The organism is Rathayibacter sp. AY1H2 (assembly GCF_002931985.1).
In the GTDB taxonomy this organism is placed as follows: domain Bacteria; phylum Actinomycetota; class Actinomycetes; order Actinomycetales; family Microbacteriaceae; genus Rathayibacter.
The window spans coordinates 80,537-100,641 of the sequence record NZ_PSUV01000005.1; the positions used below are offsets into that span (position 1 = coordinate 80,537).

Genomic DNA, 20,105 nt, shown 5'->3' on the forward strand with positions numbered 1-20,105 from the left:
ACACTTCAGCCATCGATGCCGACCACCCGACGGCTCGCCTCTCCCCTGACGATCCAGGACGCCGATGCCCGCCGCCGTGAGCACCCTTTCCCGACCCCTCGAGTCAGCACCTCCCCTCGAGCCCCTCGCTTCTCCCGAGCCCCTCGCTCCCCTCGAGCCGGCCGCTCCCCTCGCCGTCGACCCCGTGCGCTCGATCTGCGTGATCGACGACCACGCCATCGTCCGGTCCGGCATCGCCGAGCTGCTGCGCGGGACCGACGACCTGCGTGCCGACGCCGTCGCCGCCACCGTCGCCGAGATCGAGGAGGACGCCGCGGACTTCGACCTCGTCATCCTCGATCTGCGACTCGGCGACGGCAGCGACGCCGGCGAGAACGTCTCCCGGCTGATGCGCCGCGGCACCCGCGTCCTGATCTTCTCGGCCGGCGACGACCCCGACTCCGTCCGCGCTGCGGCCAGGGCCGGCGCGCTCGGCATGGTGCGCAAGTCCGAGGAGGACTCCGTGCTCCTCGAGACGATCCGCTCGGCGGCGCACGGCGTCGCGGTCGCCTCGACCGACTGGGCCGCGGCCCTCGACGCGGACGTCGAGCTCGCCGACGCCGGACTCAGCGCCCGCGAGCGCGAGGTGCTGGCACTCTACGCCGCGGGCGAGAAGGCGCAGCGCGTCGCCTCCCTCACCGGTCTGTCCCGCGACACCGTCACCCACTACGTCGGGCGGATCCGCGCCAAGTACGCGCGGGTCGGCCGCCATGCGGGGACCAAGGTCGAGCTCTACATCCGCGCGATCGAGGACGGCCTGCTCGAAGGCCCGATGTGAGATCCGGAGCCGCGGCGGCGGAGGAGCCGAGCTTCGGCATCGGCGACCGGTTCGAGCGGATCTTCGTCGTCGCATTCAGCATCGGCGGCATCGCGTTCCACGCCGTCGCGGCGCTCGGCTATGCGGCCACCGCTCTCGGGATCTCCCCGCTCTGGGCCGTCGCCGCATCCGTTCTGGTGCTGCCCGCCCCGCTGGTCACCCTGCTCGTCGCGATGCGCGGCAGCCTCGACGCGGTGCGGACCGTGCTCCGCGCGCACGTCGTCCTGTTCGCCGTCCTCGCTCTCGCGCTGATCCCGGCCGTGCCGCCCGGGAGCGGCCCCGCCGCCACCTCCTGGCTGATCGACGCCGTGCCCGTGGCGATGACCGCCGCGGCCGTCGCCTTCCCCGCGCGCCTCGTGCCGCTCGCCGTGGCCGGCGTCTGCCTCCTGCTCTTCGCCGTCCGCGCCGCCACCTCGGGATCGCCCGTCGTGGCGATCGAGGAGGCGGTCGACATGGCGATGATCGGCACGGTCTTCGCGGGGCTCGCCCAGGCGGTCCTCGGCGCCGGCCGGTCGCTCGAGCGCGCGACGCGCGAGTCGGTGCTCGCGGCCGCCCGTGCCGCCGGCCGAGCGGGGCGGCGGAGCGAGCGCATCCGGGTCGGCGCGCTCGTGCACGACGAGATCCTCTCCTTCCTGCTCAACGTGGAGCAGATCAGCCACTCCGCCGAGCGCTCCCGAGCCGCGGCGCGGATCGCCCTCGCGCACCTCGCGGAGCTCCGGCGGACGGATCCGACGGGCCCGACCCCGAGCCGGGCGATGCTGACCGCGGGCGAGTTCGTGCGCGCCGCCTCCGTCCGGATCACCGAGGCCGCGCCGCTCGCCGTCCTCAGCACCCGGATCGCGGCGGGCGCCGTGGCCGTCCCCTCCCCCGTCGCCGACGCGCTCATCGACGCGACCGTGCAGGCCGCGCGGAACGCCGTGCAGCACGCCCGCTCGACGGACGGCGCCCCCGCCGCCGTCCGCGCGTCCCTCGCCGTCGACGAGCGCGGGCTCTCGATCGAGGTCGGCGACGACGGCGGCGGGTTCGTCGCCGCCGCCGTGCCGCAGAACCGGATGGGACTGACCACGAGCATCCTCGGCCGGGTGACCCAGATCGCCGGGGCGACCGCGCAGATCGCCTCCGAGGCGGGCACCGTGGTGCGGTTGGAGTGGCGCCGGTGACCCGCCCGCGCCGTCTCGAGCAGAGCGCCGACGTCTCCGACCTGCTCGGCTTCGGCGGCGGCCACGTCCGGGTGATCGGGCTCCTCTTCGTCGGCGCCAACGTCCTCCTCGCAACGCTGAACCTCGACTGGTCCCGCCGCCCCGCGCTCACGGCGGCGTCGGTGCTGATCGTCGCCCTCCTCGTCGCCCTGGTCGTCCGGCGCCCCCGCGATCCGCTCCCGCTCCCCGGCACCCTCCTGGTCGCGGCCGGCGCACCGGTCGCCTCGGCCCTGGGCTGGTGGGCCCTCGAGCCCACCGGCTGGGAGGGGAGCTTCGCCACCTGGTTCCTCGGCGGCACCGCGTTCCCGCTCTTCGCCCTCTGCCTCCGCGGGCGGATCCTCGCGGCGGTCGCGGGCCACCTCGCGGTCGGAGCCGTGACGCTCGCCTGCCTCCTCGGCAGCGGCCACAGCGCGCTCTTCGCCCTCGAGGCGATGTCGCGCTACGCGATCCTGCTCGTCTGCGGCGTCCTGTTCCGCCTCGGCCTGCGCTACGCCATCGGCCGGATGGGCGAGGTGCGGGCCGAGCGCGAGCGCCTCGCCACCGAGACGGCGGAGGCCGACGGCCGCTTCGCCGAGCGGGAGAAGCGCGTGCGGCTGGTCGCGGACCTCGCGGAGCCGCTCCTCGCGCGAGCGGCCGCCGGCGAGCCCTACTCCCCCGCCCTCGCACGAGACGCGGCCAACGTCGAGGCCGGCATCCGCGACGGGCTCCGCGCCTTCGGCCTCGTGCGCGACCCGCTGGTCGCGAGCGTCCGCGCCGCGCGGCTGCGCGGGGTCCAGGTGGTGCTCCTCGACGACTCCGACGGCGACCTCGACGAGTCCACCCTCGACCGCGTGGCCGCGACCGCCGCGCGCGCCTTCGAGCAGATCGGCTTCGGGCGCGTCACCGTGAGGCTGCTGCCGCCCGGCCGGGGCGCGGTCGCGACCGTCGTCGCCGATACCGAGCCGGGCCTGCACCTCGAGGTCCGCTAGGCGGCACGCCGCTCGCGGTCCTCGTCCGAGTACTGCACCCGCGGGTTGAGCGCGAGCGCGTCCCGGGCCGCCGCGCGCGCGAGGGTGATCGCCGCCGAAAGCCGGGGCCTGCGGACCGTGCCGGCGGTGCGCCCGTAGACGTCGACGTGCGCGAACGCCGGCGCCCAGGTCGGGCGGGGCCGGCGGTTGCCGATGGTGGCCGTGAGATGCAGGAACGCCTGTGCGGAGCCGAGCGCCGAGGCCGCGTCGACCCCCGGGGCGATCGAGGGCAGCGGCGCCGGAGCGGCCGACGTGACGGCCCGCAGCACCCGGAGGTCGGTGTAGGGCGGGATCACGGGCAGCGTCCTTCCCAGCACCGCCGGGCGCCGCGCGATCTCCTCGAGCGGCAGATCCTCCGTGAAGCCGAGCATGCGCTCCACGGTGTGCCGCGACCTCGGGTGGAACGACGTCGCCTGCGCGGCCCAGCCGACGTTCATCACCCAGAGCACCGGCAGATCGAGCGCGCGGGCGGTCCGCGCCAGCAGCACGCCCACCTCCGGGGTCGTCACCTCCGTCTCGTCGACGACCAGGTCCGCGCCGCGCGCGAAGCCGAGCGCCGTCTCCGGGAGCACACCAGCGGGGAAGACGTCGACCGTCGCGTCGGCGTCGAGCGCGAGCACCGACTCGCGGAACACCTCGGCCTTGTTCCGGCCCACCGCCGCCAGCGTCGCCCCGGGCACCCGGTTCGCGTTCTCCGGCTCGAAGACCTCCGGGTCGGCGACCGCGAACGAGCGCACGCCCATCTGCGCGAGCTTCAGCCCGAGCTGGAACCCGTCCCCGCCGACGCCCGCGAGCGCGATCCGCGCCGAGCACAGCGCCTCCTGCTCCGCCTCGCTCCAGAAGCCGAGGTTCCTGGCGAACCGGGGGGCCGTCACGTCGGTGCTCACGCCGCCAGCTCCTGCTCGTCGTCGATCCCGACCAGGATGTCGCGCGCCGTGAGGAGGCGGCCGGGCAGCCAGCGGCTGAGCCGCCTGATCGGCGGCACCTCGATCGCGATCGCGACGTTGTGACTCCGGTACGCGCCGATCCACCGCCGCTCGCCGATCCTCGTGGCGGTGAGCGAGAGGCGCAGCAACCGCTCGAGCACCGGATCGATCAGCCCGTAGGCGGAGCGCATCCCGGCCTCGTCGAGGAAGGCGAGGACTGCGGCGTACAGCTCCAGCACGCACGCGTGCTGCGCGGCCCGGTTCTCGTGCCGCGCGACGAGGCGCGAGACCTCGACGGAGGGCTCCGGTGCGGGGCTCGAGCCGAAGACCTCCGGCCAGTACCGCTCGACGGGGAGGCGGTCGTCGGTCACCGCGCGGGTCGCGCGACCCTTGACGATCAGGCGGAGAGCGGCGCGGATCCGCAGCTCGCCCGCACACTCCTCGACGACCGCGAAGGCGAGCGAGCGAGCATCGTCCTCGTCGGTCTCCCGGCCGTCGCTCCCGTGCTCGGCGGAGAGGAAGCCGGCCTCGTCGACGTAGATCTCGCGCCGCAGCTCGAGGAAGCGGCGGTAGGCCTCCTCGGCCCCTGGGACGGGGACGCCGCCCGAGGCGATCAGTCCGGTGGTCCGCCCGGTGGTGCCGGACGACGGTCGCTGCTGCAGGTCTCGCATGGGGTTCTCCTCGACTCGGAAGCGTCTGTTCCGACGAGACCGATCGTGGAGAGCGGGCGGGCCGCGAAGAATGGGGACGTCTCCCCACGGGCAGAGGTGCCCGTCGGCTCAGGCGAGCTCGTCCACGTCGTCGAGGTCGACCGCGACCGAGCTGACCAGCGCGAGCAGCGCCTCCGCGTAGGCGTTCTCGGCGATCTCGTCCTCGAAGTCGCGCTGCTCGCCGGCGAGCTCGACGGTCACGGCGAAGCGCACCGGCCCGCCGGCCGCGACGCGGCGCAGCGAGCGGAACGTACCGCGGAGCAGCTCGCGCAGCTGGTCCTCGCGCGGCAGCCAGAGCGAGTCGTCGAGCGCCACGGAGTCGAGCGCCCACTCGGTCGTGCCGTTGAAGCCGAGCACCGTGCCGGTCTCGTACTCGTGCGCTTCGATCGTCATGTCGCTCACGGTGAAGACGTCGCCGTCGAACCCCTCGCGCTCGATGCGGAAGCGGTCGCCGGTGACCGGTGCCCAGCGCAGACCCGCGGTCCGCAGCGCCCTGGCCAATTCGAAGGAGATCATCTCCCGATCATGGCCCGCGTTCCCGGACGGAGGCCGCGAAGACGGGACCGCGGCCCCGATGTCGGTGGGTGAGTTTACGTTCATGAAACGTCCGGTTCACAGGCCGGGCACCCGCACTGCATAGCGTGGCTCACTGTGCCCCTTTCAGGGGCGAAGGGTCGCCGTCGCCGTGCGGTGACGCACCACCGCTCTCCGGAGAGGCGATCGAGAGGACCACCATGCCCGACTCCCCCGCACCCCTCGCGGACAGGCCTCGCGCCCGCACACCGAGGAGGCGCCTCGCCCTCGCGGCCCTCGCCGGTCTCGCCCTGGTCGCCACGCCGCTGGTCGCGACCCCCGCCACCGCGGCTCCGAGCGGTGACGAGCTGGTCATCAGCGAGATCTTCGCCCGCGGCGGCTCGGCCGGCGCGACCTACAGCAACCGCTTCGTCGAGCTCTACAACCCGACCGGCGCCGACGTCGCGCTCTCGGGCCTCTCGCTGCAGTACCGCTCGGCCACCGGCACGGCGAACCCGACGACGACCGTCGCGCTCACCGGCACCGTCCCCGCCGAGGGCCACTTCCTGATCGCCGGTGCGAGCAACGGCAGCAACGGCGCGCCGCTCCCCGCCGCCGACCAGACCGCGAACGGCCTCAACATCGCGGCCGCCGGCGGCACGCTCTTCCTGGTCGAGGGCACCGCGACCCTCGTCGCCCCGCCGACCGGCACCGCCGAGCAGCCCGACGCGGTCCTCGACCTGCTCGGCTACGGCACCTCCAACACCTTCGAGTCGGCGGCCGCCACCGCGCCGACGCTGACCGAGTCGATCGCGCGCGCCGACTCCGCGACCGGCGATACCGACTCCAACGCCGCCGACTTCACCGTCGGCGCGATGACCCCCGAGTCCGCCGGCGGCAGCACCCCGGAGCCGACGCCGGCGCCGACCGGGACGGCGACCCCCACGGCGACCCCGACCGCCCCGCCGACCACCGCGCCGACCGTCTCGATCGCCGAGATCCAGGGCACCGGAGCCGCGTCCCCGCTCGTCGGGCAGACCGTCACCACCACCGGCGTCGTCACCGCGCGCTACGCCACCGGCGGCTACAACGGCTACGTGATCCAGACCGCCGGCACCGGCGCGCAGACCACCGGCCGCACCGCCTCCGACGCCGTCTTCGTCTACTCCTCCGCCTCGGTCGGCGCGGTCGCGATCGGCGACAACCTGCGCATCACCGGCGCCGTCAGCGAGTTCAACGGCCTCACCGAGCTCACCCCGACCTCGGCCGCGACCGTCGAGAAGCTCGGCACCCCGGCCGTCGCGCCGATCGCGGCCGCCGTCGGCCTCCCCCGCACCGTCGAGGAGCGCGAGACGCTCGAGAGCATGCTGATCGCCCCGCAGGGCGCGTTCACCGTGACCGACACCTTCGACCTCAACAGCTTCGGCTCCGTCGGCCTCACCGCCGGCGACTCGCCGCTGCTGACCCCGACCGAGGTCGCCCGCCCTGGAACGCCGGAGCTGGCCGCGGTCGTCGCCGACAACGCCGCGCGCGCGATCGTGCTCGACGACGGCGCCTCGATCAACTTCCTCGGCGCCGCCGCGAACAAGGCGATCCCGCTGCCCTACCTCACCCTGACCGCGCCGATCCGCGTGGGTGCTCCGGCGACCTTCACCCGCCCCGTCGTCCTCGACTACCGCAACGGCGGCTGGGCCTTCCAGCCCACCACGCAGCTGACCGTCGAGAACGCCGGCGACGTGCAGCCCGCGACCTTCGCGAACACCCGGACCGCGAAGCCCGAGGCCGTCGGCGGCGACCTGTCGATCGCGTCCTTCAACGTGCTCAACTACTTCTCCACCACCGGCGACTCGATCACCGGCTGCACCTTCTACACCGACCGCGACGGCGACCCGGTCACGGTCAACAGCGGCTGCGACGCCCGCGGAGCGGCGAACGCCGACGACCTCGAGCGCCAGCAGGCCAAGATCGTGACCGCGATCAACACCCTCGGCGCGGGCGTCGTCTCGCTCGAGGAGATCGAGAACTCGGCCAAGTTCGGCAAGCCGCGCGACGAGGCCCTCGCCACCCTGACCGCCGCGCTGAACACGGCGGCCGGCTCCGAGGTCTGGGCCTACGTCCCCTCCCCCGCAGCGCTCCCCGCGCTCGCGGACGAGGACGTCATCCGCACCGCCTTCATCTACAAGAAGGCAGTCATCGAGCCGGTCGGCGAGTCCGTCGTGCTCAACGACACGGTGAACTTCTCGAACGCCCGCAAGCCCCTCGCCCAGGAGTTCCGCCTCCTCGGCGACAGCGCCAGCGAGTTCGTCGCGATCGTGAACCACTTCAAGTCGAAGGGCTCCGGATCCGGCGCCGACGCCGACCAGGGCGACGGCCAGGGCGCCTCGAACGCCTCGCGCGTGAAGCAGGCGACCGCCCTCGTCGCCTTCGCCGACCGCCTCCGCACCGAGAAGGCCACCGAGCTCGTCTACCTGCTGGGCGACTTCAACGCCTACTCGAAGGAGGACCCGGTGAAGGTGATCACCGACGCCGGCTACACCGACCAGGGTGCGAAGGACGGCAAGTACTCGTACTCGTTCGACGGCGCGGTCGGCTCGCTGGACCACGTCTTCGCCTCGCCCGCGGCCGACAGGACGGTCACCGGGGTCGACACCTGGAACATCAACAGCGGCGAGTCCGTGGCACTGGAGTACAGCCGCTACGACTACAACGCGACGATCTTCTACGACACCTCGGCGTACCGCTCCAGCGACCACGACCCGGTCGTCGTCGGCCTCGACCTGCCCGAGACCCAGACGGACCCGGAGCCCGAGCCCGTCACGGTCATCGACGTCGCGACCACCGCCTCCACCAAGCGCCTCGCCGTCGTGCGGACGCTGACGGTGTCGGCGGTGAACAACGGCGACGAGACGGTCTCGATCGAGATCACGACGGCGTACGGCAGCAAGACGAAGAAGACGGTCAAGCCCGGCCAGTCGTTCACGGTGAAGACCGTGACCGTCTTCAAGCCCATCAAGGCCGGCACGGCGACCATCGAGGTCACCGCGCCCGACGGCACCGAGCGCGTCTACAAGCAGGCGTACCGCGGCGCCTGATCCCGCGCGACCCCTGATCTCGGCGAGCTCCGGCTCCTAGAGTTCGGGGATGCCCGAGGGAGACAGTGTGCACCGTCTCGCCGCCCGCCTCAGGCGGGCGGCGGACGGTCGCACCGTCCTCGAGGGCGAGCTGCGCTCCGGGGACGCGGCCGGCACTTCCCTCGCCGGGCTGAGGATCCTCGAGCACGACACCCACGGCAAGCACCTCCTCACCCGCTTCTCCGGCGGAACGACCCTGCACACCCACCTGCGGATGCAGGGCTCCTGGACCGTGACCGCTCCCGGCCGAGCGGTCCCCCGCTCGGTGCAGAAGGACGTCCGCGTCCGCCTCCGCCTCGACGACGACTCGACCGTGTGGGGCATCGACCTCCCGGTCGTCGAGCTCCTCGCCACCCGCGACGAGCCGCGCGCCGTCGGGCACCTCGGGCCCGACCCGCTCCGCGCGGACTGGGACGCCGACGAGGCCGTCCGGCGCCTCTCCCGCCTCCCGGACCGGCCCGTCGTCGCCGCACTCCTCGACCAGCGCTGCCTCGCGGGTCTCGGCAACCTCTGGGCCAACGAGGTCTGCTTCCTCCGCGGGGTCTGGCCCTGGCGGCCGATCGGCTCCCTCGACGTCCGCGCCCTCGTGACGACCGCGGCGAGAGGCCTCCGCGCCTCCGTCACGATCCCGGGGATGTTCCAGACCACCACCGGTGACACCCGCCGCGGCGAGCGGCACTGGGTCGCGGGGCGCGCCGGGCGCCCGTGCCTGCGCTGCGGCACGACGGTGCTCGTCCGCGACGAGGTCCGCGACGACCCCGAGCAGCGCCGCACCTGGTGGTGCCCGCACTGCCAGCCGGAGCAGGCGACCGCCGCCTGAAGCCCGCGTACCGCTGCCGACGGCCCGTGCGTAGGCTGGCCGCATGACGAACGAGTGGGGAACTCCGGATCCGTCCGCCCGGCGAGACCGGTCCGCGGAGGTCGTCCCGGCGGCCGCCTCCGGCGAGGAGGTGGAGACCGCCCGCGTCGAGGACGCCGAGCGCGCGCTCGCCGTGCGCGAGGTCAAGCGGCGCCGCGACTTCCTGGGATCGCTCGGCGGATGGGCGAGCGTCTCGGCGATCACGACCGCCGTCTGGGTCGGCACAGGGGCCGACGGCTACTTCTGGCCGATCTGGCCGATGATCGGGATCGGGATCGGCGTCGTCGGCCAGGCCGCGTCGATCTGGGGTCCCGCCCGCAAGGAGATCACCGAGGCGGACATCGCCGCCGAAATGCAGCGCCGGGAGAAGCGCGGCCGCTGATCAGTCCAGGCGGCCGACCGAGGTGACGCGGACGACGGCCGCACCCTGCTCGTCCGACTCGGCGAGGTCGACGGTCGCCGAGATCCCCCAGTCGTGGTCGCCGGCCGGATCGTCGAGGATCTGCCGCACGAGCCACTGCGTCGGCTCCTCCGTGACGAGCAGCATCTTCGGCCCCCGGGCGTCGGGCCCGATGCCGATGCTGTCGTGCTCGTCGTAGTAGTCGTCCAGCGCGGCGCCCCACGCGTCGGCGTCGAAGCCGGCGGCGGCGTCGAGCTCGCCGAGCGCCTCGTGGTCGTCGAGGGCGGCGAGGGTCACCCGGCGGAACATCTCGTTGCGCACCAGCACGCGGAAGGCGCGGTGGTTCGCGGTGAGGCGGCGCGGAGCGGGCGGCACGATCATCTGGTCCGCCGCGTGGAGCGCCGGATTGACCAGCTCCTCCCACTCGTCGACCAGCGAGGAGTCGACCTGGCGCACGAGCTCGCCCAGCCACTCGATCAGGTCGTGCAGCTCCTCGTTCTTCAGCTCGTCGGGGATGGTCTGCCGGGCCGCGCGGAACGCGTCGGACAGGTAGCGCAGCACCAGTCCCTCCGAGCGGGAGAGCTTGTAGAAGGCGGTGTACTCGCCGAAGGACATCGCCCGCTCGTACATGTCGCGCACGACCGACTTCGGCGAGAGCTCGAAGTCCTTCACCCACGGCTGCGCCGCGGTGTAGGTCTCGAAGGTCGCCTCGAGGAGCTCCTCGAGCGGCTTGGGGTGCGTGACGGACTCGAGCAGCTCCATCCGCTCCTCGTACTCGATCCCCTCGGCCTTCATCGCGGCGACGGCCTCGCCGCGGGCCTGGAACTGCTGGGCCCCCAGGATCGGGCGCGGGTCGTCGAGGGTCGCCTCGAGCACCGAGATCACGTCGAGCGCGAAGCTCGGCGACTCCGGGTCGAGAACGTCGAACACGGCCAGCGCGAACGGCGAGAGCGGCTGGTTGAGCGCGAAGTTCGGCTGCAGATCGACGGTCAGGCGGATGCGGGTCACGCCGTCGGCGCCGACGCTCTGCTCGACCACTCCTGCCTCCCGCAGCGTCCGGTAGATACCGAGCGCCCGGCGGGCGAGCTGCAGCTGCCGCTTCCACGGCTCGTGGTTGTCGAAGATCAGGGCGTGCACGTTCGCGTAGGCGTCGCCGCCGCGGGCGATCACGTTCAGCAGCATCGCCGAGGTGATCGTCATGTGCGAGGTCAGCGTCTCGGGCTCGGCGTCGACGAGCTTGCGGAAGCTCGGCTCGCCCCAGCTGACGAAGCCCTGCGGCGCGCGCTTGGCGACCCACTTCCTCCGCTTCTTCGGGTCGTCGCCCATCTTGTCGAGAGCCTTCCGGTTCTCGGACTCGTGCTCGGGGGCCTGCACGACCACGGTCCCGGCGGTGTCGTACCCCGCGCGACCGGCGCGGCCGGCGATCTGGTGGAACTCGCGGGCCGAGAGCTGGCGGGTCCGGGTGCCGTCGTACTTGGTCAGCGCGGTGAGCAGCACGGTGCGGATGGGGACGTTGATGCCGACGCCGAGGGTGTCCGTGCCGCAGATCACGCGCAGCATGCCCTGCTGGGCGAGCTGCTCGACCAGGCGGCGGTACTTCGGCAGCATGCCCGCGTGGTGGACGCCGATCCCCAGCCGGAGCAGCCGGGAGAGGGTCTTGCCGAACGCGGTGGTGAAGCGGAAGCCGCCGATCACCTCGGCGATGCGGTCGCGGTGCTCGCGGGTGGCGATGTTCGCGCTGGTGAGCGCCTGCGCGCGCTCGAGAGCGGCCGCCTGCGAGAAGTGCACGACGTAGACCGGCGACTGGTTCGTCGAGAGCAGCTCCTCGATGGAGTCGTGGATCGGCGCGATCTCGTAGAAGTAGTGCAGCGGCACCGGGCGCTCCACGCCGGTGACCCGGGCGGTCTCCCGGCCCGTACGGCGGCTGAGGTCGGCGGCGAGCGCCGTCACGTCGCCGAGGGTGGCCGACATCAGCACGAACTGCACGTGCGGGAGGGTGAGCAGCGGCACCTGCCAGGCCCAGCCGCGCGCCGGGTCCGCGTAGAAGTGGAACTCGTCCATCACGACCTGGTCGACCGGGGTGTCCTCGCCGTGCCGGAGCGCGAGGTTCGCGAGGATCTCGGCCGTGCAGCAGATGATCGGCGCGTCGGCGTTCACCGAGGAGTCGCCGGTGACCATCCCGACGTTGGAGGCGCCGAAGACGTCGACCAGCGCGAAGAACTTCTCGGAGACGAGCGCCTTGATCGGCGCCGTGTAGAAGCTGCGGCGTCCGGAGGCGAGCGCCGCGGCGTGCGCGCCGATCGCGACGAGCGACTTCCCGGTGCCGGTGGGCGTCGAGAGGATCAGGTTGGAGCCGGAGGCGATCTCGAGCATGGACTCGTCCTGCGCCGGGTAGAGCGGGAGGCCGCGCGACTCCGCCCACTCGGTGAAGGCCAGGTAGACCGCGTCGTCGTCGACGCGCCCGTCCGCGTCGGGCGTCGGCATGCGGTCGAGCAGCGTCGAGGTCATCCCCCCATCCTCCCAGCCCGCGGCCCGTCGCTCGGGTGCGATCCGTCACGGACGGCCCGTGCGCCCCCGCCTCACGGGCCGCGGGTGACGGATCGGTCCGCCGGAGCGAGGGCCCCGTCGACGAGTCCGACGACGCGGTCGGCGTCGGCCCGCACGGCGGGGTCGTGCGAGACGCAGACCACCGTCGCGCCGCGGTCCGCCTCCGCGCGCAGGACCGACCGGATCCGCTCCGCACTCGCCGAGTCGAGGCCGGTGGTGGGCTCGTCCAGGAGCAGCAGGCCGGCCCCGCGGGCGAGCCCCTGGGCGAGGAGCGCCCGCTGCCGCTGACCGCCGGAGAGCACCGCGAAGGGCTCCCGGGCGAGCGCGGCGATCTCCATCCGCTCGAGCGCGGTGGCGATCGCGTCCGCCGCGCGCGCGTCGCTGCGGCGGAGGCGGCCGAGCCGACCCCAGGTGCCCACCGCGACCACGTCGCGCACCGTCACCGGGAGGCGGTCCGGGATCGACGCCCGCTGCGGCACGAAGGCGATCGCTCCGGTGACGTCCCGCGTGCCGGACGTCAGTGGACGCACTCCCGCGATCACCTCCAGGAGCGTCGACTTGCCGGCGCCGTTCGGCCCGGCGATCACGGTCAGCGAGCGCGCGGCGACGTCGAGATCGACCCCCGCGAGAGCGCGGCGGGAGCCGAAGTCGACGTGAGCGCCTCGGAGGCGGACCGGGGGCTCGGGCGGGGGTGAGACGTCCATCCCGACGAGCGTACAGCAGTGATAACTGTTCTCATTATCGTGTACGGTCGGGCACCATGCTCAGCCTCCTCGCCGGAATCCTCGAGCCGTTCGCTCTCGACTTCCTCCAGCGCGCCCTCCTCGGCGGCGTCCTCGTCGCGGTCCTCTGCGGCGTCGTCGGCACCTGGGTGGTCCTCCGCGGGATGGCCTTCCTCGGCGAGGCGCTCGCCCACGGGATGCTCCCCGGCGTCGCCCTCGCGACGGTGCTCGGCGCGCCCGTCCTCGTGGGCGGCGCAGCCAGCGCGGTGCTGATGAGCCTCGGCATCGCGGCCCTGCAGCGGCGCGGACGACTGTCCTACGACACCAGCATCGGCCTGCTCTTCGTCGCCATGCTGGCGCTGGGGGTCATCGTGATCTCGCACTCGGGCAGCTTCGCCACGGACGCGACCTCGATCCTCTTCGGCGACATTCTCGCGATCACTCCCGTCGACATCGGGCTGCTCGCCGCCGCCGCCGGAGTCGGCCTCCTCGTCGCAGCGGCCTTCCACCGCCCGCTCGTCGCCCTGGCGCTGGATCCGCGCATCGCCGCGGTGCTCGGCCTCGGTCCGCGCTCGGCTCAGGCCGCGCTGGTCGGCCTGGTGACCCTCGCCGTCGTCGCCTCCTACCAGGCGGTCGGCTCGCTCCTCGTCGTCGGGCTCCTGCTGGCTCCCGCGGTGGCCGCCGGTCACTGGACCACGCGCATCCCGACCCGGATGCTGCTCGCGTCGATCCTCGGCGCGGCCTCCGTGCTCGTCGGCCTGCTCGTCTCCTGGCACGCGGCCACGGCCGCGGGCGCCTCGGTCGCCGGCACGGCCATCGCGGTCGCCGCGGTGTCCTGGGCGGTCCGCTCGGCCGCGTCGGCCCTCGCGTCCCGGTCGGGCCCTCAGCCGGTCGCCGCATGAGGCCCTGCCGGCACCGCTCCTCCCCCGCTCACCCTCGAAAGGACTCCGTGCACTCCCGAACCACCGCCTCCACCGTCCTCCTGGGCGCTCTCGCGCTGGGCCTGGCCGCCTGCTCGACCGATGCCTCCGCGCCGGCCGCGGACGACACGGGCTCCGGCCACGGCGCCGTCGCGAACGCCGCCGAGCTCGCCGAGCCGCGCCTGGGGCTGACGTCGATCGACCCGTCGGGCGCCGTGTCGCACCTCGACCTCCTCGACGAGACGGTCACCGGCCTCGGCACCATCGGCGCACCGAGCGCGATGACGACCGACGGCCGCTACCTCTTCGCCCAGACCGATGCGGGCGTCGAGATCGTCGACAGCGGCGTGTGGACCTGGGACCACGTGGACCACTTCCACTACTACCGCGCGGACCCCCGCCTGATCGGCACGGTCGAGGGCTCCGGGACGGCCGTCGTCGCCACGACGAACCTCTCGACCACCGGCGGAACCGGACTCTTCTTCCCCGACTCCGGCGAGGCGGTCCTCCTCGACACCGAGGCGCTGTCGAAGGGGGCGATCGTCGAGCGGTTCCGGAAGGACGTCGAGCCCGGACCCGGGATGGTCGTGCCCGTCGGCTCGTCCGCTCTGGTGACCGAGGGGTCCGGATCCGGAGCGGCCGTCGCCGGCTACGACTCGGACGGCGAGCCGACGGGCCTCCGCGAGGCCTGCCCCGACCCCGCCGGGACGATCACCACCCGCGTCGGCGCCGTCATCGGCTGCTCCGACGGCGCACTCCTGGCGTCGATCGAGGACGAGGAGCTCATCGTCCAGCGGATCCCCTACCCCGCCGGCACCACCGCGCCACCCGCCGCCTCCTTCGACAACCGCGAGGGCCGCCCCACGGTCGCCGGCCTCGCCGGGGACGCGTGCATCTGGCTCCTCGACACCCGGGAGCGCTCCTGGAGCCTCCTCCCCTCTCCCGCCCCGCTGGCGCAGGTCACCGCGGTGGACGACGCGGACGAGACCGTCCTCGCCCTCGCCGCCGACGGCCGCGTGCTGGTGCTCGACGGCTCCGACGGTGCGGTCCTCGCCGAGACCGCGCCCCTCGTCGCGGACATGACCGCGGACGGCTCGCGGCCCGTCCTGATCGCCGACCAGCAGCGGGCCTACCTCAGCGCGCCCGCCGAGCGGAAGCTGCACGAGATCGACTACGCGGACGGCGCGCGCCTCGCCCGCACCTTCGAGACCGCCACCGAGCCGGCCTTCACGGCGGAGACGGGCCGATGAGGCGCCGGTGGGCCCTCGCGTCGGCCGCGGCGGTCCTGCTCCTGTCGGGCTGCACGTTGGCGGAGGAGGACGAGAGGCCCCTCGTCATCGTCTCCACCAACATCCTCGGCGACGTCGTGGGCGAGCTCGTCGGCGACGAGGCGCAGGTCGTCACGCTGATGAAGCCCGACGCCGACCCGCACTCCTTCGAGATCTCGGCACAGGAGGCGGCGCGCCTGCGCTCCGCCGACCTCGTCGTCTCGAACGGGCTCGGACTCGAGGAGGGCCTGCAGCAGCACCTCGACGAGGCCTCCGCTGAGGACGTCCCCGCGTTCGTCGCCGGCGACGCCGTCGACGTCCTCGACTACAGCGAGGGCGACGCGGAGGGGAGCCCGGACTCGCACTTCTGGACGGACCCCGGCCGGATGATCGACGTCGTCGACTCCCTCGGGCCCGTGCTCGCCGCGCTCGACGGCGTCGATCCGACCGCGGTCCGGGACCGGACGGACGGCTACCGCGCCGAGCTCGAGCGGCTCGACTCCGAGATGGCCGCGGCGTTCGCCGCGATCCCGGCCGAGCGCCGCGCCCTCGTCACCAACCATCACGTCTTCGGGTACCTCGCCGACCGCTTCGACTTCGACGTCGTCGGCGCCGTCATCCCGGGAGGCACGACCCTCGCGGCGCCGTCCGCCTCCGACCTCGCCGATCTCGTCGACGCGGTCGAGCAGACCGGCGTCCCCACGATCTTCGCGGAGTCCTCGTCTCCCGACCGCCTGGTCCAGGCGCTGGCGAGCGAGGCCGACATCCGCGTGGAGGTGGCCGAGCTGTTCACGGAGTCCCTGACGGGGCCCGAGGGCGGCGCTCCCGACTACCTCGCCATGATGCGCGTCAACACACAGCGCATCGCCACCGGGCTCTCCCCGTGAGCCCTCCGATCCACCACCAGGAAGAAGAAGCACCCATGCAGAATCCCCACGTCCGGCGGGCGGGCCTCGGCCTGATCGCCGCCTGCTCGATCACGGTCCTCGCGGCCTGCTCGTCGAGCTCGACCCCGGCCGCCGAGTCCTCGGCGTCCACCGCACCGGCCACCGAGGCGCCGGCGGCCGCCGGCGCCCGCGTCGCCGTCGCCTACGAGGGCGGCATCCTCGTCCTCGACGGCGAGACCCTCGAGACCGTCGCGGACATGGACTCCGAGGAGTTCACCCGCCTCAACCCCGCCGGCGACGACCGCCACGTCATGGTCACCATGAGCGAGGGGTTCCAGCTCCTCGACACCGCCGCCGGCACCAGCGGCGAGCCGGAGCTGACGGACATCGTCTTCCCCGCGGACACCCCGGGCCACGTCGTCCGGCACGCCGGGAAGACCGTCCTCTACGCCGACGGCACGAGCGACACGACCGTCCTCGAGACCGCCGACCTGGCGTCCTCGGACGGGATGCCCGAGACCGAGACCATCCCGGGCGTCGAGGCGCACCACGGCGTCTCGATCGTCCTCGAGGACGGCACCTTCCTCACCACGGTCGGTGACGCCGACGGGCGCAAGGGCATCGAGGTGCGCGACGCCTCCGGCGCCGTGACGGCCACGAACGACCAGTGCCCCGGTGTCCACGGAGAGGGCACGGCCGAGAACGAGGTCGTCGTCTTCGGCTGCGAGAACGGCGCCCTGGTCTACGACGGCGGCGAGATCACGAAGCTCGAGGCGCCGGACCAGCCGTACGGCCGCATGGGCAACGCCTGGGTCAGCGAGACCAGCCCGATCATCGTCGGCGACTACAAGGACGACCGCGACGCCGAGGGCTACCTCCTGCACCGCGTGGCGCTGATCGACACCGAGGCGAAGTCCCTCGACGTCGTCGACCTGCCCGAGGGCGTCGAGTACACCTTCCGCGGCGTCGCCCGCGGCCCCGACGACCTGGCGTACATGATCGCCTCGGACGGCGCGATCCACGTCCTCGACCCCGAGACCGGCGAGCTGACCGCCTCCTACCCCGTCGTCGACGCCTGGGAGAGCCCGGTCGAGTGGCAGGACCCGCACCCCGCGATCACGGTCGCCGGGGACATCGCCTACGTGACCGACCCTGCCGCCGACAGCATCCACGCCGTCGACCTCACCACGGGAGAGGTCCTCGCCACCGGCGAGCTCGACGTCACGCCGAACGAGATCGCCGTCGCCGCGAGCTGACCATCGGCACGGACGAGGGGCGCGGGGCCGTGGGCTCCGCGCCCCTCCTGTTCACCTGGAGGGGCCAGGATCTCCGCATGACGACCGACTTCGATCTCGACCAGGTGGTGCGCGACGTGACCGCGAACGTGCGCAAGAAGTTCCCCGACCACTCCGAGGAGCAGGTCGCGCCGCTCGTGCGCGAGGAGCTCGCGGACCTGCAGGACCGGCCCGTGCAGGACTACCTGACGGTGCTGACGGAGCGAGCGGTCAAGCGCCGCCTCAAGCGCGAGGCGCGCGGGGAGTAGACCGGGTCAGGCGAGCGCCCGCTCGATCGACGCCCGCAGCGCCGGAGCCGGCCGGAGCGCACCCGCCTCCTCCGCTTCGAGGAGCGCCTGCGCGTCCGCCGGGCTGTGCTCGCGGTACCAGCGGTCGACCGGGACGCCGTGCCCGGGCCGGCTCAGCACCTCGACGGCGTCGCCCGCCTCCACCGATCCGCGGTGCAGCACCCGCAGGTACGCGCCGGTACGCCCCTCGTCGGCGAAGCGCTTCACCCACTGGGGCTCTCCGAGGGCCCGCTGGAACGTCGCACACGGCGTCCGCGGCATCGTCACCTCGACCTCGACCGCCTCGCCGATCCGCCAGCGCTCGCCGATCACGGCTCCGCTCACGTCGAGGCCCGCGATCCGCAGGTTCTCGCCGAACATCCCCGCGGCCACCGGCCGCCCCAGGCGCTCCGCCCACCAGACCGCGTCCTCGTCGGAGTAGGCGTAGAGCGCCTTGTCGGGGCCGCCGTGGTGCGCGCGATCGGCCTGCACGTCGCCGTAGAGGCCCAGGTCGCGCACTCCGACGGGACCCTCGACCGGCCGCTTGTCGATCGCGGTCACGCCGACCGTGCCGGAGTCGGGCAGGAGGCGGGCGACGCGGCACACGGCGAGCAGGCGGGGCATGCCGCCATGGTGCCAGCACTAGGCTCGCCGCGTGCGCGACGCGACCGCTCCTCCCCGGCTCGACCCCCTCCTCCTCGACGGCCTCGCCGAGGGGTACGCCGGGGACACGGGCGCCCGGGAGCACGCCGAAGGACTGCGCTTCGCCGGCACCGACCTCACCGGCGCCGATCTCACCGCGGCCTCCTTCAGCGAGTGCGTGCTGGAGGGAGTGGTCCTGGACGGCGCCCAGCTGCGGGCCGCGTCGATCGCGGAGTCGCGGCTCGAGCGGCTGGACGTCCCCGGGCTCTCGGCGCCGCGGAGCCGGCTCCGGTCCGTCGAGCTGCTCGCCTCGCGGCTGGGCTCGGCCGAGCTCTACGAGAGCACCTGGGAGCAGGTGCGCGTGGCCGACTGCAAGCTCGGCTACCTGAACCTCCGCGGAGCCGCGGTGCGCGACGTGCTGCTCGAGCGCTGCACGATCGACGAGCTCGACCTGGCGGGTGCGACCGGCACGCGGCTGCGCCTGGTCGACTGCGACGTCCGCTCCCTCGATCTCTCCCGGGCCCGGATCGAGCACCTCGATCTGCGCGGCGCCGAGCTGCACGTGCTCACCGGGCTGGACGGCCTCCGCGGCGCCACCCTCTCCGAGCTGCAGCTCAGCCTCCTGCTGCCGCTGTTCGCGGAGCACTTCGGGGTGCGGGTGGGCTGAGCCGCCGGTCCGCCTAGCGCCGGCGGGCGATCAGCCGCGTCAGAGCGCGGCGGCCGAGGAGGAACACGGCCAGCACGACGGCCGTCACGATCACGAAGCTCCACTGCACGCCCTGCCCGGAGGCGATCCGCAGGAGCATCCCGCCCGCGACGGTCACCGCCCAGACGACGAGCCCGGCGGGCACGATCCGGTCCGGGGAGCGCCACGAGCGCGTGACGACCCAGCCGAGCAGGAGCGCCGCCAGGAACGGCCAGAGCGTGGTGAGCAGGCCGATCGGCGCCGACCCCTCGTCGTGGCTCCCGCGGCCGATCAGCACGAAGACCAGGACGAGCACGGCGTCGAGGCCGAGGCCGAGCCCCGCGTGCCGGGTCATGCGGGCTCCGTCACGAAGTCGATGAGCTGCTCGACCCGGCCCAGCAGCGCCGGCTCCAGGTCCTGGAAGGTGCGCACCCGGCCGAGGATGCGCTGCCAGGCGCGCGCGATGTCGGCCTGCTCCTCGTGCGGCCAGCCGAGCGCCTCGCAGATCCCGTGCTTCCACTCGGTTCCGCGAGGGATCTCGGGCCAGCGCTCCAGGCCGATCCGGCCGGGCTTCACGGCCTGCCAGACGTCGATGTAGGGGTGGCCGATGACGAGGACGTGGGCGCCGTGCGGACCGGCGGCGACCTGCTCGGCGATCCGCGACTCCTTCGAGCCGCGCACCAGGTGGTCGACGAGCACGCCGATGCGGCGCCCCGGACCGGGCCGGAACTCGCGCACCAGCTCGTCGAGGTTGTCGACGCCCTCGATGTACTCGACGACGACGCCCTCGACCCGCAGGTCGTGGCCCCAGACCTTCTCGACCAGCTCGGCGTCGTGCCGGCCCTCGACGTAGATGCGGCTGGGCAGGGCGACCCGCGCCTTCGCGTCGGCGACGTGGAAGGAGCCGGAGGCGGAGCGCGCGCGACCGAGGCCGGCGTCGCGCTTCAGCCCGGGCGCCTTGAGCGACACGGGCTTCCCCTCGAGGAGGAACCCGGGCCCCAGCGGGAACACGCGGACCTTGCCGAACCGGTCCTCCAGCCGCACCATCCGCAGCTCCACGCCGAGCACGGCACCCACGAAGCCGGAGGCGACCTCCTCGACCACCAGATCGCGCTCGGCCTCGACCACCGCCACCTCGACCCTGCCGCGGGCGCGCCAGTCGCCGGCGAGCACGTCCTGCCCGTACCTGTCCTCGTCCATCGCACCGAGGGTAGCCGGAGGCGCGCGGGGCGCCGCGCGGACACGGCGCATGCACCTCTGCTTACATGAGCA

At 73.6% G+C, this 20,105-nt stretch carries 20 protein-coding genes; 12 read left to right on the forward strand and 8 right to left on the reverse strand.

Going from position 1 to position 20,105, the window contains the following annotated elements:
- The first annotated feature begins 76 nt into the window (after positions 1-76).
- Genes C5C29_RS05780 through C5C29_RS05790 form a run of 3 tightly spaced genes read left to right on the forward strand, consistent with a single transcriptional unit; the run spans position 77 to position 3,023 of the window.
- Positions 77-817 carry a response regulator transcription factor gene (locus C5C29_RS05780; RefSeq protein WP_104317710.1) on the forward strand — a complete coding sequence of 247 codons (741 nt, stop codon included), beginning with the start codon at positions 77-79 and terminating at the stop codon, positions 815-817.
- Positions 814-2,016, forward strand: coding sequence for a hypothetical protein (locus tag C5C29_RS05785; protein ID WP_104262873.1), 1,203 nt, complete (start codon positions 814-816; stop codon positions 2,014-2,016). The genes C5C29_RS05780 and C5C29_RS05785 overlap by 4 nt, the downstream gene beginning before the upstream one ends.
- The gene (locus C5C29_RS05790) at positions 2,013-3,023 is read left to right on the forward strand and encodes a hypothetical protein (protein ID WP_104308094.1); all 1,011 of its coding nucleotides are present in this window, start codon (positions 2,013-2,015) and stop codon (positions 3,021-3,023) included. The genes C5C29_RS05785 and C5C29_RS05790 overlap by 4 nt, the downstream gene beginning before the upstream one ends.
- On the opposite strand, the gene C5C29_RS05795 is transcribed toward C5C29_RS05790, so the two are convergent.
- From C5C29_RS05795 to C5C29_RS05805, 3 genes are all read right to left on the reverse strand, one after another.
- Positions 3,020-3,949, reverse strand: coding sequence for a ThiF family adenylyltransferase (locus C5C29_RS05795; protein ID WP_104267529.1), 930 nt, complete (start codon positions 3,947-3,949; stop codon positions 3,020-3,022). The two genes, C5C29_RS05790 and C5C29_RS05795, sit on opposite strands and share 4 nt — an antisense overlap.
- Positions 3,946-4,659: a hypothetical protein gene (locus C5C29_RS05800; protein WP_104262874.1), complete on the reverse strand. Its 714-nt coding sequence runs from the start codon at positions 4,657-4,659 to the stop codon at positions 3,946-3,948. Before C5C29_RS05800 ends, C5C29_RS05795 begins: the two co-directional genes overlap by 4 nt.
- A gap of 108 nt (positions 4,660-4,767) precedes the next feature.
- Positions 4,768-5,214: a hypothetical protein gene (locus tag C5C29_RS05805; protein WP_104222265.1), complete on the reverse strand. Its 447-nt coding sequence runs from the start codon at positions 5,212-5,214 to the stop codon at positions 4,768-4,770.
- 218 nt (positions 5,215-5,432) lie between these two features.
- Here C5C29_RS05805 and C5C29_RS05810 point away from each other — a divergent pair, with 218 nt between their 5' ends.
- The 3 genes from C5C29_RS05810 to C5C29_RS05820 are packed head-to-tail and all read left to right on the forward strand — an operon-like array spanning position 5,433 to position 9,583.
- A complete protein-coding gene (locus tag C5C29_RS05810; protein ID WP_104267527.1) occupies positions 5,433-8,303 on the forward strand; it encodes an ExeM/NucH family extracellular endonuclease in 2,871 nt (956 codons plus the stop codon).
- Positions 8,304-8,352: 49 nt separating this feature from the next.
- On the forward strand, positions 8,353-9,162 hold the full coding sequence (locus C5C29_RS05815) for a DNA-formamidopyrimidine glycosylase family protein (RefSeq protein WP_104308095.1): 810 nt from the start codon (positions 8,353-8,355) through the stop codon (positions 9,160-9,162).
- Between the two features lie 43 nt (positions 9,163-9,205).
- Positions 9,206-9,583 carry a 2TM domain-containing protein gene (locus C5C29_RS05820; protein WP_104272851.1) on the forward strand — a complete coding sequence of 126 codons (378 nt, stop codon included), beginning with the start codon at positions 9,206-9,208 and terminating at the stop codon, positions 9,581-9,583.
- Here the strand turns inward: C5C29_RS05820 and C5C29_RS05825 are convergent, their stop codons facing one another.
- Positions 9,584-12,109, reverse strand: a complete 2,526-nt coding sequence (locus C5C29_RS05825) for an RNA helicase (RefSeq protein WP_104308096.1) — start codon at positions 12,107-12,109, stop codon at positions 9,584-9,586.
- A 71-nt stretch (positions 12,110-12,180) separates the two neighbouring features.
- Entirely contained in the window at positions 12,181-12,852 is a 672-nt protein-coding gene (gene aztA, locus C5C29_RS05830; protein ID WP_104308097.1) for a zinc ABC transporter ATP-binding protein AztA, read from the reverse strand.
- A 56-nt stretch (positions 12,853-12,908) separates the two neighbouring features.
- Here aztA and aztB point away from each other — a divergent pair, with 56 nt between their 5' ends.
- The 5 genes from aztB to C5C29_RS05855 all read left to right on the forward strand — a co-directional run bounded on the left by aztB (position 12,909) and on the right by C5C29_RS05855 (position 17,488).
- Positions 12,909-13,772: a zinc ABC transporter permease AztB gene (gene aztB / locus C5C29_RS05835; RefSeq protein ID WP_104233709.1), complete on the forward strand. Its 864-nt coding sequence runs from the start codon at positions 12,909-12,911 to the stop codon at positions 13,770-13,772.
- A gap of 47 nt (positions 13,773-13,819) precedes the next feature.
- Positions 13,820-15,040: an ABC transporter gene (locus C5C29_RS05840; RefSeq protein ID WP_104308098.1), complete on the forward strand. Its 1,221-nt coding sequence runs from the start codon at positions 13,820-13,822 to the stop codon at positions 15,038-15,040.
- A complete protein-coding gene (gene aztC / locus C5C29_RS05845) occupies positions 15,037-15,945 on the forward strand; it encodes a zinc ABC transporter substrate-binding protein AztC (RefSeq protein WP_104308099.1) in 909 nt (302 codons plus the stop codon). The genes C5C29_RS05840 and aztC overlap by 4 nt, the downstream gene beginning before the upstream one ends.
- Positions 15,946-15,980: 35 nt before the next feature.
- Complete coding sequence (gene aztD, locus C5C29_RS05850) at positions 15,981-17,201, forward strand: zinc metallochaperone AztD (protein WP_104308100.1); 1,221 nt, start codon at positions 15,981-15,983, stop codon at positions 17,199-17,201.
- Positions 17,202-17,278: 77 nt separating this feature from the next.
- Positions 17,279-17,488 carry a three-helix bundle dimerization domain-containing protein gene (locus tag C5C29_RS05855; protein ID WP_104262881.1) on the forward strand — a complete coding sequence of 70 codons (210 nt, stop codon included), beginning with the start codon at positions 17,279-17,281 and terminating at the stop codon, positions 17,486-17,488.
- Positions 17,489-17,494: 6 nt separating this feature from the next.
- Here the strand turns inward: C5C29_RS05855 and C5C29_RS05860 are convergent, their stop codons facing one another.
- Entirely contained in the window at positions 17,495-18,130 is a 636-nt protein-coding gene (locus C5C29_RS05860; protein WP_104308101.1) for an MOSC domain-containing protein, read from the reverse strand.
- 31 nt (positions 18,131-18,161) lie between these two features.
- Here C5C29_RS05860 and C5C29_RS05865 point away from each other — a divergent pair, with 31 nt between their 5' ends.
- On the forward strand, positions 18,162-18,815 hold the full coding sequence (locus C5C29_RS05865) for a pentapeptide repeat-containing protein (RefSeq protein ID WP_104233714.1): 654 nt from the start codon (positions 18,162-18,164) through the stop codon (positions 18,813-18,815).
- Between the two features lie 13 nt (positions 18,816-18,828).
- Here the strand turns inward: C5C29_RS05865 and C5C29_RS05870 are convergent, their stop codons facing one another.
- Positions 18,829-19,188, reverse strand: a complete 360-nt coding sequence (locus C5C29_RS05870) for a DUF3054 domain-containing protein (RefSeq protein WP_104308102.1) — start codon at positions 19,186-19,188, stop codon at positions 18,829-18,831.
- Positions 19,185-20,033, reverse strand: coding sequence for a DUF3097 domain-containing protein (locus C5C29_RS05875; protein ID WP_104308103.1), 849 nt, complete (start codon positions 20,031-20,033; stop codon positions 19,185-19,187). The genes C5C29_RS05870 and C5C29_RS05875 overlap by 4 nt, the downstream gene beginning before the upstream one ends.
- Between the last annotated feature and the right edge of the window lie 72 nt (positions 20,034-20,105).